10 protein-coding genes are annotated in these 12383 nt (G+C 66.2%); 4 read left to right on the top strand and 6 right to left on the bottom strand.

Translation table 11 applies throughout. The annotated features are described in order from the left end of the window. Nucleotides 1-28 precede the first annotated feature (28 nt). Nucleotides 29-886 (bottom strand): DNA-formamidopyrimidine glycosylase family protein, encoded by an 858-nt coding sequence (locus ASD58_RS25420; protein WP_307178282.1) that lies wholly within the window; start codon nucleotides 884-886, stop codon nucleotides 29-31. A 130-nt stretch (nucleotides 887-1016) separates the two neighbouring features. Here ASD58_RS25420 and ASD58_RS25415 point away from each other — a divergent pair, with 130 nt between their 5' ends. Then, nucleotides 1017-3197 carry a PhoX family phosphatase gene (locus ASD58_RS25415; protein ID WP_057264419.1) on the top strand — a complete coding sequence of 727 codons (2181 nt, stop codon included), beginning with the start codon at nucleotides 1017-1019 and terminating at the stop codon, nucleotides 3195-3197. Between the two features lie 148 nt (nucleotides 3198-3345). After that, the gene (locus ASD58_RS25410; RefSeq protein WP_057264417.1) at nucleotides 3346-3849 is read left to right on the top strand and encodes a DUF3016 domain-containing protein; all 504 of its coding nucleotides are present in this window, start codon (nucleotides 3346-3348) and stop codon (nucleotides 3847-3849) included. 23 nt (nucleotides 3850-3872) lie between these two features. On the opposite strand, the gene ASD58_RS25405 is transcribed toward ASD58_RS25410, so the two are convergent. The 4 genes from ASD58_RS25405 to ASD58_RS25390 form a co-directional block, all read right to left on the bottom strand. Further along, nucleotides 3873-4316 (bottom strand): thioesterase family protein, encoded by a 444-nt coding sequence (locus ASD58_RS25405; protein WP_057264415.1) that lies wholly within the window; start codon nucleotides 4314-4316, stop codon nucleotides 3873-3875. Between the two features lie 63 nt (nucleotides 4317-4379). Beyond that, nucleotides 4380-5705, bottom strand: coding sequence for a sorbosone dehydrogenase family protein (locus ASD58_RS25400; protein ID WP_229210111.1), 1326 nt, complete (start codon nucleotides 5703-5705; stop codon nucleotides 4380-4382). Continuing rightward, the gene (locus ASD58_RS25395) at nucleotides 5706-6404 is read right to left on the bottom strand and encodes a dienelactone hydrolase family protein (protein WP_057264803.1); all 699 of its coding nucleotides are present in this window, start codon (nucleotides 6402-6404) and stop codon (nucleotides 5706-5708) included. Between the two features lie 4 nt (nucleotides 6405-6408). Then, nucleotides 6409-6861 (bottom strand): host attachment protein, encoded by a 453-nt coding sequence (locus ASD58_RS25390; RefSeq protein ID WP_057264411.1) that lies wholly within the window; start codon nucleotides 6859-6861, stop codon nucleotides 6409-6411. 143 nt (nucleotides 6862-7004) lie between these two features. Between ASD58_RS25390 and ASD58_RS25385 the strand changes: the two genes are divergently transcribed. Further along, the gene (locus ASD58_RS25385) at nucleotides 7005-9803 is read left to right on the top strand and encodes an EAL domain-containing protein (protein ID WP_057264410.1); all 2799 of its coding nucleotides are present in this window, start codon (nucleotides 7005-7007) and stop codon (nucleotides 9801-9803) included. Here ASD58_RS25385 and ASD58_RS25380 read toward each other — a convergent pair. Next, entirely contained in the window at nucleotides 9784-11403 is a 1620-nt protein-coding gene (locus ASD58_RS25380; protein WP_057264408.1) for a M28 family peptidase, read from the bottom strand. The genes ASD58_RS25385 and ASD58_RS25380 overlap by 20 nt on opposite strands. 57 nt (nucleotides 11404-11460) lie before the next feature. Between ASD58_RS25380 and ASD58_RS25375 the strand changes: the two genes are divergently transcribed. Then, the gene (locus tag ASD58_RS25375) at nucleotides 11461-12270 is read left to right on the top strand and encodes an SDR family oxidoreductase (protein ID WP_057264406.1); all 810 of its coding nucleotides are present in this window, start codon (nucleotides 11461-11463) and stop codon (nucleotides 12268-12270) included. Nucleotides 12271-12383: the final 113 nt, after the last annotated feature.

Below are 12383 nucleotides of genomic sequence, written 5' to 3'. Positions count from 1 at the left end.
TTATTAACAACAGGCAATACTGGATGAGCTAAATCTTTACAACATCAACTGCGTCGCCGTAACGCTTCTGACAGCGCTCGCACCAGAAAGTGCGGCGCTGGGTGAGCCCGAGGTGGGCTCGGTGCAGCTTGATATTACAACGCGGACAGTCACGGCGATTATGTACCTGCCAATGTTTTTTCAATTCGAATGCCTGCTTCCAGGTTTTGAACTCAAAACTATATTGGCGTGCCTGCTTCACCAATTCCCGCAACTTTCCTTGTGGCAAGTTGATTACCGTAGAGAGAGGATGAATGCGCAATCGGAACAATACTTCGTTTTTAATAATATTGCCAACACCGGCAAAGATACTCTGGTCGAGTAAAACATCGCACACCAATCGCTCGGGATTTTCGCGCAGCCTTTTCAGCGCCAGGCGCGGGCTCCAGTGTTCGGACATGACGTCCGTGCGCCAATCGTAGGCCTGCTCCAGCTCACCTTCCACCAGCTTGATCGAGCAGGAATAGAAATTCAGCTCGCCGCCTTCTTCAAACTGCAGCGACAGCCGCGGCGCCGCGCCTTCCTTGCGTTCGTCGATGCGGTAGCTGCCGAACATCAGGAAATGCACGCGCAGTGTGTACAGCGGCAGCTCGATCAGGAAATGCTTGCCCCAGCTGCGCAGCGACAGGATCGGCTGGCCGGGCAGTTCGTCGAAGGGCAGTGCCTTGCTGTTCCCGCTGGCGGAGGAAATGGTGCGGCCTTCAAAAGCGCGCACCTGTTCGGTGAGGATGACGATCGATGGTCCTTCGGGCATGGCAAGCCTCCTTTCAGCCCAGTCTCCCGCGCTCATGCCCGGCACGCAGTGCGCGCACGCACAGTTGTCCCATGGGAAGCGCTGGAAAGCCATCCGCACATCAAGCGAAAGCTGGACTGCTGAACGTTTTCGTTTGCGGCGCGCAATTGGCGAGTCACGATGTTGTCATTTTCGCTTCCTAGAATGGCGGGCATTTTTAACCTCCCCATCCCTGGAAAGCGCAATGGAACACAAGATCGATCACGACGACATCGGCTACAACGACACGCCGAACGAGCACTTCAGCGAAATCCTCGACCAGCGCATCAGCCGCCGCAACCTGCTGCGCGGTTCGGTAGCATCGGCCATCTCCGTGATGATGGGCTCGGCCACGCTGAGCGCCTGCGGCGGCGGCAGCGACGGCCCGGTCGTGACCAAGCCTGATGCGCCGGCGCCGGAGAAGCTGCTGGGCTTCACGGCGGTTGGCAAGAGCCTGGCCGACGTGGTCACCGTGCCGGCCGGCTACACCGCCACCGTGATCTATGCGCTGGGCGATCCGCTGAACGCTTCCGCTGGCGCCTTCAAGAACGACGGCAGCGATGCCGATTTCGACAACCGCGCCGGCGACCATCACGATGGCATGGAATTCTTCGGCCTGGACAGCGCCGGCAAGCCTTCCGCCAGCGGTAATGAGCGTGGCCTGCTGGCCATCAACCACGAAGCCACCACCAACGAAAAGCTGGCGTCCTTCTTCATCCACGCCAACGGCGGCACCAACACCCTGCCGCGCCCGGCCGCGGAAATCGACCGCGAAACGGCGCTGCACGGCATCTCCGTGGTGGAAGTGCGCAAGAACGCCGGCAAGTGGGAATACGTCAAGGATTCGGCGTTCAACCGCCGCGTCACCTGCCTCAGCGACTGCGACCTCAGCGGGCCGGTCAAGGGTAATGCCCTGGTGAAGACCAGGTACTCGCCGGACGGCAGCAAGATCCGCGGCACCCTGAACAACTGCGGCACCGGCCGCACGCCGTGGGGCTCCTTCGTCTCCGGCGAGGAAAACTGGAGCGGCTACTTCACCCGTGGCGCCGCCGACGATGCCGCGCGCGGCAACGACAAGAGCGTCGCTTCGCTCAAGCGCTATGGCCGCAACCAGGGCGCCGCTTCGCGCCACGGCTGGGAATCCGGCGGCGCCGACGACAAGTATGCGCGCTGGAACAACTCCAGGCTGGGCGCTTCGCTGGACGGTAGCGACGACTACCGCAACGAAATGAACGGCATGGGCTACATCGTGGAAGCCGACCCGTACAACAAGACCAGGAACTTGCGCAAGCGCACCGCGCTGGGCCGCTACGCCCACGAAAGCGCCGCCTTCGGCAAGACCGCGGCCGGCCAGCCGCTGGCTGTCTATATGGGCGACGATTCGCGCAACGAATACATCTACAAATTCGTCTCCACCGCTACCTGGAGCGATTCCGACGCCGCCCCGGCCGACCTGCTGGCCACCGGCGACAAATACCTGGATGCGGGCAAGCTGTTCGTGGCAAAGTTTGCCGCTGACGGCAGCGGTTCCTGGATCGAGCTGAGCATCGGCAACGCCGCCATTGCCGGCTATGCGAACTACAAGTTCGCCGACCAGGCCGACGTGCTGGTCAATGCCCGCCTGGCGGCCGACGCCGTGGGCGCCACCAAGATGGACCGCCCGGAATGGTGCTCGGTCAACCCGGCCAACGGCGAGGTGTACTTCACCCTGACCAACAACAGCGCGCGCACCGTGCCGGACGGCCCGAACCCGCGCAGCTATGAAGACATGAAGGGTGCGAGCAAGCAGAGCGGCAACGTGAACGGCCACATCCTGCGCGTCAAGGAAAAGGATGGCAACGCCTCCGCCGCCTTCACCTGGGACGTCTACCTGTTCGGCGCCCAGTCCGACGCCAACCCGGGCCTGGTCAACCTGTCCAGCCTGACGGCCGACCAGGACTTCTCCAGCCCGGACGGCCTGGCCTTCTCGCGCGCCACCGGCATCTGCTGGATCCAGACCGACGACGGCGCCTACACCGACGTCACCAATTGCATGATGCTGGCCGGCCTGCCGGGCCAGGTGGGCGACGGCAAAAAAGTCACGCTGGCCTATGGCGCTGCCAATGTCGACACCTTCGTCGGCAAGACCCCGACGGCCGACACGCTGAAGCGCTTCCTGGTCGGCCCGGTCGATTGCGAGCTGACCGGCATCACTGAAACGCCGGATGGCAAGACGCTGTTTGTCAACATCCAGCACCCGGGCGAGGGCACGGCCAGCGCCAATATCGCCGACCCGGGCAAGTACACCAGCCAGTGGCCAGGCAATGCCGGCTATGGCGCTGGCAAGCGCCCGCGCTCGGCCACCATCGCCATCACCAGGAACGACGGCGGCCGCATCGGCAGTTGATTGTAAAAAGTTGTCTTAAAAATGGGGTACGTCCCCATTTTTCTGGGCCGGAGGTATCCGGCCCATTTTTTTTGTCAGAAATTGTTTCAGTGGCGGCAGGGGTGGGGGCGAGGAGTATATTGAGCTTATCTTTGAAAGGAAACCGATCATGAAACGTCAAACTCGCTTCTGGATTGCCGCCGCCTTGCTGCTGGCGGCGGCCGGCGCCGCCTCGGCAGGCGGGGTGACCGTCAAGTACCAGGAACCGGACAAGTTCACGGATGTGCCGTTCTGGGAACAGGACCGTGACCAGGTGTTGAAAGAGCTGACTGCCCACTTCGATTACCTGGCGAAACAGTTGCCGGCCAACCAGCAACTGTCGATCACGGTGACCGATATCGACCTGGCCGGCCGCGTCGAACCGCGCCGCCGCACCTTGCGCGACCTGCGCATCCTGCGCGGCGGGGCCGACTGGCCGACCATGGAATTGCAATACACGCTGGAACAGGATGGCAAGGTGATTGCCAGCGGCACCGACCGCCTCAGCAACATGATGTACCTCGACCGCCTGAACAGGTATGCCGGCAGCGATTCGCTGCGCTATGAAAAACCGATGGTCGACGAATGGTTCAAGAAAAGTTTTGGGGCGCCGACCCAGCTCAGCAGTAAATAAGCGGTCTGCTCAGCCGGGGCAGCTCAGTCGATCCAGTTCACGCGGCTGAACTTGGCGCGGAAGTCGTCCGGCATCGGCACCACTTGGCTGTGGCTGTAGTGGTAGAACACGAAGCCTTGCTTGGCCATCGCCACCAGGGTGCCATCGGCCGGGCGGGTGATGCGGAAGATCACGTCGCCGCCATACTTGTTGAAATCCATCACCCCCACTTCAAACAGCAGCTGGTCGCGCGCATGCGCTTCGGCGCGGTAGGTGGTGGCCAGGTCGGTGACGATGATGCCGGTGCCGTCGGCTTCGGTTTCCTGCACGCCAAACTCGAACAGGAAGCGCGCCCGCGCTTCCGAAATCATGGATATCATCGAATCGTTGCCGAGGTGCTTGGCGCCGTTGATGTCGGTGACGCGCACCGTGAGCTGGGTCGAAAAGCAGAATTGATCTTCCGGGAAGGCGAGCGTCAGTCTGGCCATGACTTTCAGGGGCAAGTGGGAAAGCGCCCATTGTAGCGCGCCTTCGCCACTGGCAGCGGCATGCTAGGGTTTGCGGATGATCTGATACACCTTGCCGTTGCTGCTCATCATGTACAGCTCGCCGGCCGCATCCTGGCCGAAGCCCGGCACCTGGCCGATGTCGCCCACGGCCCAGTCCTTGCCTTCGCTGACGGCGCCATTGGCGTACAGGAAGCTCTTCAGGAAGCCCTTGCAGTAATCGGAGTAGAGGTAGCGCCCGGCCAGTTCCGGCAGCGCCGTGCCGCGGTAGACGAAGCCGCCGGTGATCGAGCAGCCGTTGGCGTTGTTGCTGCCGTGGTCGTATTCGAACACGGGCAGGGTCAGGCCTTGCTGGGAACAGGTGGCGGCGTTGTAGCAGCTGCTGCCTTCCATGATGTTCCAGCCGTAATTGGCCGGCTTCAGGCCGGTCGAGACCACGTCGACTTCTTCCTTCAAGTCCTGGCCCACGTCGGCAATGTACAGCGAGGAGCTGCTGTTGTCGAAGGCGAAGCGCCATGGGTTGCGCAAGCCGTAAGCCCAGATCTCGCCGCGCTTGCCGGCCTGGCCGACGAAGGGATTGTCGGCCGGCACGTTGTACAGCGGCGCCACCACGTTGTCCACCTTCAGGCGCAGCAGCTTGCCCAGCAGCGAGTCGAGGTTTTGCGCATTGCCGGCCGGATCGCCGGCGCCGCCGCCGTCGCCGGTGCCGGCGTACAGGTAGCCGTCGGCGCCGAAGGCCAGCATGCCGCCGTAATGGTTGGTGTAGGTCGGGTGCGGGATGGTGATGATGCGTTTCAGCGAGTTCGGATCGGCCACGTCGGCATTGGCCGACACTTTCACTTCATCGATGGCGATGTTGCTGAACTTGTCCGTGTAGTAGATGTAGAAGCGGCCGTTTTGCGCATAGCCGGGATGGAAGGCCATCGACAGCAGGCCGCCTTCGCCGTCGGTGCTGAGCAGGCCGGTCAGGTCGAGGAAGGGCGTGCTGCGCAGGCTGCCGTCGCTGGCCAGGATGCGGATGCGGCCGGGGCGCTCGACGATGAAGCGGCGCGTGTCGCCGGCCGGTGCGGTCAGCAGCAGGGGTGTGCTGAGGCCGCTGGCCACTTCTTTGACGGCCAGGGCGAAGGCCGGCTTCGGCGGTTCCGGCGCCGGCGGCTCGGGTTGCGTGACGGGCGGAGTGCTGCCGCCGCCGCCGCCGCCGCAGGCTGCCAGCAGCGCGGCCATCAAGGTTGCAGCCAGCGTGCTGGCCGGGGACAAAGCGGGGGCCGCAGTTGCGGGCCGGGAATTCAGGTCTTCAGCCATCATTTCCTCCGGTTGGGTTAGCAGCCAACTGTAGAACTGCCCCACCGCGCCATCTGTGCGGGAACGCACTTACTGATTTTCACTCAGGAACAACAGGGTATGGCCGTGCGCCTCGGCCGCGCTGCGCTGGTGGTAGCTGCTGCGGTGGTTGCAGTTGAAGCCGTGTTCGGCGTCCGGATAGAGGTGGATTTCGACGTCCTCATGTTCGCCCAGGCGTTCGGCCACCTGGCGCACTGCCGCCGGCGGGATGTGCGCGTCGCGCCCGCCGAAGTGCAGCAGCAGCGGGGCGCGGATGTCGCCGGCGCGGTCGAGGCAATGCTGGATGCCGCCGCCGTAGTAGGCGACCGCCTGGTCGGCATGGCCGTTGGCCAGCGCCAGGTAGGCCATGCGACCGCCCCAGCAAAAGCCCAGCGCGGCCAGCCTGCCTTCGGCGCCGGGCGTGGCGCGCAAGGCGGCAGCGGCAGCGCCGATATCGGCCTGGGCCTGCGCCACGTCGGCGCGCTGCATGCACTGGGCGGCGCGGCCCCAGTCCGCCTCGTCATAGCCGAACTCGAGGCGCGGGCCCTGGCGCCAGAACAGGTCGGGCGCCAGCACCACGTAGCCGTCGGCGGCATACTGCTCGGCCACGGCGCGGATATGGGCGTTGACGCCGAAGATTTCCTGCAGCAGGAGCAGGGCCGGGCCGTGGCCGCTGCGCGGCAGGGCCAGGAAGGCGTCGAAGGCGCCGTCCGGGCCCTGCACCGTGCTCCATTGGGTGCTGAGGTCCATGGCGTCAGCTGCCATGCTGCGGCCGGGCCAATGCCTGCAGGCAGGCGTCCAGGTCCTGGCGGGCGAAGGCGCTCACGTTCTTGGCCACTTCGGCGCTGACCAGCTTGCGGGTCTGCTTGTCCAGGCTGTCGCGCAGCAAACCCAAAAAACGCGGCGCCGCCACCAGGGCCAGGTGCTGGTAGCGGTTTTGCGCGGCGGCCGTGTCGAGCCGGTGGCCAATCTCGCGCGCGAACTGGCGCACCTCGTGCTGCACCGGTTCTTCCACCCGCGGCGCGGTGTGGCCGCGCCCTTCGGGGCCGAAATACTGGCCGTGGCCGTCGGACGCCAGCTGCCGGTTGTCGGCCCGTCCCAGCGGGTTGGCCAGGTCTTCGATTTCTTCGGCCGGGAGCTGGCCGTCGCGCAGTTGGAAGATGCGGGCGTGGCTGCTGTCAGCCACGACGATCCAGGTGTTTTCCATGGTCGCCTCCTGGTGGTGTGGGCAGTCCAGTATAGGCTGCTGGCGTGGTGCCCGGCGCCAGCGAGCCGGGTGGAAAATGTTGCCCTATAGCATTAAACGGCTGGGCGTGCGAAAATGGTAAGCTCGCACCGGCAGGGGGCCAGATGGACGATCCGATCAACGCAGCATCACCGCAACCGTTCCGCACCCGCACGGCGGCGCTGGCGCTGCTGTGCGGCTTCGGCCTGACCGGCGCCCTGTTTGCCGGCGTCAGCCGGCTCGAGGCGCAGCGCGCCCAGCTCGCTTTCGAGCAGCGGGTGCAGGCGCGCGCCTTCGTGCTGCGTGAAGGCATCGGCAGCGCCCTGGCCAGCCTGCATGCCGTCAACCAGCTGTTCGTGGCCCGCCCCGACGCCAGCCGCGAAGAATTCCACCGTTTCGTCACGCCGCTGCTGGCGCGCCATCCGTATGTGCTGGGCACCAGCTACCTGCGCTTCATCGAACATGCCGAGCGGCCCGCCTTCGAGGCGGCGCTGCAGGCAGTGCAGCCGGGCGCCACGCTGCGCGAATTGCACGACGGCGCGGCCGTGCCGGCGGCCGCGCGGCCGCGCTACCGGGTGATCGACTACATCGAGCCGCTGGCCGGCAACGAGGGCGCGCTCGGCCTCAACACCCTGTTTGCCGAGCGCGACGACCCGGCGCGCCAGCGCGCCTATGCCAGCGGCCAGCCGGCAGCCGGGCCGTTGGTGCACCTGGTGCAGCGCGCCGGCGCGCGCAAGCGGCTGGGCGTGGTGGTGGCCATGCCGCTGTATGCCGGCGGCGCGCCCGGCGGCAAGGTGGTGGGCGAGACGGCGCTGACCTTGCAGCCGGGCGAAATGATCGACAAGATTTTCGCCAGCGCCGGACCGGAAACGGCGGCGCTGGACATGCAGGTGTACGCCAGTGCCAGCGCCGACCCGGCCGCCCTGGTGTACGACGCGCCGCCGGCGCCCGCCCATGGCGGGCTGGCGCTGCCGGCCTGGCTGTATCCGGCGCGCACGGCGCCGCTGCAGCAGTCGATCGAGGTGGCGGGCACGCGCTGGCTGATGGTGGCCACGCCCAGCGCGCGGATCCTGGCCGGCGAGCACCTGGCTTCTCTGTTTACGCTGGTGTTGGGCGTGCTGACCACCGTGATGGGCTCGGCCTTCATCGATTCGCTCAAGCGCCGCAAGCTGTTGATCCAGCAGCGCGTGGCCACGCGCACGGCGGAACTGAAGGCGGCCAACCAGGCCTTGCTGCTGCGCCAGCGCGCCATCGAGTCGAGCACCAATGCGGTGATGATTACCGCCGCCGCGCCGCACAACCCGATCGTCTACGTCAACCCGGCCTATGAGCGCATTACCGGCTACCGCGCCGACGAAGCGCTGGGCAACAGCCCGCGCCTGCTGTTCGGCGACGACCTCGACCAGCCCGGCATCGACGAGCTGCGCGCGGCGATCCGCGAGCAGCGCGACGGCCACGCGGTGCTGCGCTGCTACCGCAAGGACGGCACCCTGTTCTGGAACGACGTGGTGATGTCGCCGGTGCGCGACGAGCATGGCGCGGTGGTCAACTTCATCTCGATCCAGCACGACATCACGGCCATCAAGGCCTATGAATCGGAACTCGCGCACCGCTCGACGCACGACGCGCTGACCGGCTTGCCCAACCGCGTGCTGCTGCAGGACCGGCTGGCGCAGACCATCCAGCACTCCGGGCGCAAGGGGCACGAGCTGTGGCTGGTGTCGATCGACCTCGATCGCTTCAAGTTCACCAACAGCCGCCTGGGCCACAAGGGCGGCGACCGCCTGCTGCAGATCGTGGCGGCGCGCCTGCAGGCGGCAGTGCGGCCGGTGGACACGGTGGCGCGCCTGGGCGGCGACGAGTTCGCCCTGCTGCTGTTGCCGGAACGGGGCGGCGTGGCGCCGCGCGCCGAACAGCTGCAGCGCGTGCTCGATAGCCTGGCGGCGCCGCTGGTACTCGACGGCACGGAGCTGTTCCTGACCGCCAGCGCCGGCATTGCCGCGTTCCCGACCGACAGCAAGGAACCCGGCGTGCTGGCCGAACGGGCCGACATGGCCATGTTCCGCGCCAAGGAAATGGGCGGCAACCAGTACCAGTTCTACACTGCCGCCATGAACGAGCGCCTGGGCGAACGGCTGCGCATCGAGAGCGCGCTGCGCACCGCGCTGGAGCGGCGCGAGTTCGAGCTGCACTACCAGCCGCAGGTCGACTGCAGCACGGGCCGCATCATGGGCATGGAGGCGCTGATCCGCTGGCGCCATCCGGAGATGGGCATGGTGGCGCCGAACCGCTTCATCCCGCTGGCCGAGGAAACCGGCCAGATCCTGGCGGTCGGGCACTGGGTGCTGCGCAGCGCCTGCCGCCAGTTGCGCGACTGGCAGCGCGCCGGGCGCCAGGAGCTGCGTATTGCGGTCAACGTGTCGGCCCGCCAGCTGGCCGAGCCGGATTTCGTGCAGGACGTGGCGGACGTGCTGGCCGATACCGGCCTGGCGCCGCGCTGCCTGGAGCTGGAACTGACCGAGAGCGCGGTGATGAACGACGTGGCGCATGCCACGGCCGTGATGCATGAACTGAAAAAGCTGGGCGTGAAGCTGGCAATCGACGATTTCGGCACCGGCTACTCCTCGCTGGCGCACCTGAAGCGCTTCGAGATCGACGTGCTGAAGATCGACCAGACCTTCGTGCGCGACCTGACGGTCGATCCGGACGATGCGGCCATCGTCACCACCATCATCGCGCTGGCCGACAACCTGGGGCTGGAAGTGATATCGGAAGGGGTGGAGACGCAGGAACAACTGGACTTCCTGCGCCGCCATGGCTGCCGCCACATGCAAGGCTACTTCTTCGGCCGGCCGCTGCCGGCCGAAGCGTTCCTGGCCCTGCTGCTGCAGGACGAGGCGGCGGCTAGCGCTTCACAAAGCTGAACGGGTCGCCCTTGTTCCAGGCCGGCATGGCCTTGCCGTTGGCCACTTCGTAGCCCAGGTTCAGCGTGAACTGGGCTTGCTGCAGCATGCCCGACAAATCCCAGTTGGCGTGGTATTCGTCCTTGACGCTGTGGTAGTCGCCCTTGAAGGCGACGATCCTGGCGGCCGAGGCATCGTGCGCATGTTCGAATTCGAAATGGCCGTCGCCGGAGAACACGGCCGAGCCCACGTTAAACGCCGGCACGCCGGCCTTGGCGAACTGGAAGTGGTCGGCGCGGAAGTAGGCGCCCGACAGGTCGGGGATCGGCGGCGCCAGCTTCAGGCCCATTTGCTTGGCTACCTTGGCGGCGCTGTCGAGCAGCGTGCTGCGCTCGGCGCCGGCCACGCCGATGTCGCGCGTGCGGCCGGCAAAATTCATCGAATCGAGGTTCAGGTCGGCCAGCGTGCGCTTCAGCGGGAAGGCCGGCGCAGCGACGTAGGCCTGGGCGCCATGCATGCCCACTTCCTCGGCGGCCGGCCACAGGAAGACCTGCGAGCGCCGGGCCGGCTTCTGCACCGCGGCGGCGGCCATGGCCAGCAGCGAGGCGGCGCCGGAACCGTTGTCGATGGCGCCGTTGTAAATGCGGTCGGTGCCGTCGGCCGGGCCTTCGGCCTTGCCCAGGTGGTCCCAGTGCGCGGAGTACACCAGCGCCTCGTCTTTCAGCTTGGGGTCGCTGCCGGGCACGATGCCCACCACGTTGAACTGCTCGACCTGGCGCACGCTGGAACGCATTTCGCTGTGGGCGCTGACGTTCAGGGCGACCGGGCGGAAGTCCTTGCGTTCGGCGGCGGCGCGCAGGGTGTCGAGGTCGAAGCCGGCAGCCTTGAACAGGGTGCGCGTAAAGTCTTCGGACAGCCAGCCTTCGACCAGGTTGCCGGCGCCGGGCGCGTGGAAGCGCTCCAGCGAGAAGCTGGTGGCGGGCACGTTCCAGCCGTAAGCGGCGGACGGCGTGGTGTGGATCAGCAGGGCGCCGGCGGCGCCGCGGCGCAGCGCTTCCTCGTACTTGTACATCCAGCGGCCGTAATAGGTGTAGCCTTTGCCGGCAAAGCGGTTCGGTTGCTCGGCGGTGGGCTGCGGGTCGTTGACCATCATCACCAGGATCTTGCCCCTGACGTCGGCGTCCTTGTAATCGTTCCAGTCTTCCTCCGGTGCGATGGCGCCGTAGCCGACGAACACCAGCGGTGCGTCGAACGCCACGTCGGCGCGGCCGCTGCCGGTGCCGATCAGGACATCCTCGCCCAGGCGCGGGACCAGGGTGCTGGCGCCAGCGGCAAAGGCGATCGAACTGCCGGGCAGCAGGCGGGTGCCCTGGAACTTCACCGGCTGGCGGTAGCTGCCGTTAGCCAGCGGCTGCAGGCCGATGACGGCGGCCTGGGTCTCCAGGTAGCGCACGGCGAGGTCGCCGCCGCGCTGGCCGGTGCCGCGGCCTTCGAGCAGGTCGTCGGCGAGGAAGGAGAGGTGGGCGCGCAAAGGCGCTTCCTTGACGGCAGGCGCTTGCTGCGCGGCGGCAGAAGCGGCCGCCAGCAGCAGGCCGGCGGGGATAAAGGTCTTGGTTTTCATGGCGGGGATCTTACCCCATAATGAAACCAATTCCCGGCGGCGAAACAAAGGAGATACATGGACGTCATCATCATTACCGGCGCCTCCGACGGCATCGGAGCAGAAGTGGCCCGCCAGCTGGCCAGGGCACGCGGCAAGGACGTGGCGCTGGTGCTGGCAGCGCGCAATGAGGCAGCGTTGCAGGCGGTGGCTGCCGACTGCAGCGCGGCCGGCGCCGCCACCCTGGTGGTGGCCACCGATGTGGCCCGGCAGGAGCAGTGCCGGCACCTGGTTGCCGCGGCAGTCGAGCGCTTCGGCCGCATCGATGCCCTGGTGAATAATGCCGGGCGCTCGGCCCATGCGCTGTTCGAGGAAGTCACGGACCTGGGCTGGTATGAGGAGTTGATGAAAGTGAACCTGTGGGGGGCGATCTGGTGCACCCATGCGGCGCTGCCCTACCTGAAGGCGGCGCAGGGGCGCATCGTGGCCGTGTCGTCGCTGGCCGGGCTGGTTGGGGTGCCGGGGCGCACCGCGTATGGCGCCAGCAAGTTTGCCATGGCGGGTTTCTTCGAGGCGCTGCGGGCGGAGATGAAGCCGTATGGCGTCAGCGTGACCACGGCGTATCCGGGCGTGGTGGATACGCAGATCCGTTATCGGGGCTATAACGCGGCCGGCGGGGAACTGGGCAAGAGCAGCTTGCGCGAGGACGCGGCGATGCCGGTGGCCGAATGCGCTGGGCTGATCATCGACGGCATGGCAGGCCGCAAGCGCGAGGTGGTGATGACGGCCAGGGGCAAGCTGGGGCGCTGGCTCAAGCTGCTGGCGCCGGGGTTGATCGAGAAAATGGCGCTGAATGCGTTGAAGGATGATGTCAAGCCGCATAGCTGAAACCGGTAAACAGGTGTCCGACCCGCAGGGTCAGACACCTGTGCCTGACACCGGGTTACCGGTTTAAAGCGCGCTAAAGGGTAAAATAGCGCTTTCCGTCGCATCAGGCGATA

The sequence above is a fragment of the Duganella sp. Root1480D1 genome (assembly GCF_001427305.1).
In the GTDB taxonomy this organism is placed as follows: Bacteria; Pseudomonadota; Gammaproteobacteria; order Burkholderiales; family Burkholderiaceae_D; genus Rugamonas.
This window is presented reverse-complemented; position numbering and strand designations above follow the sequence as displayed.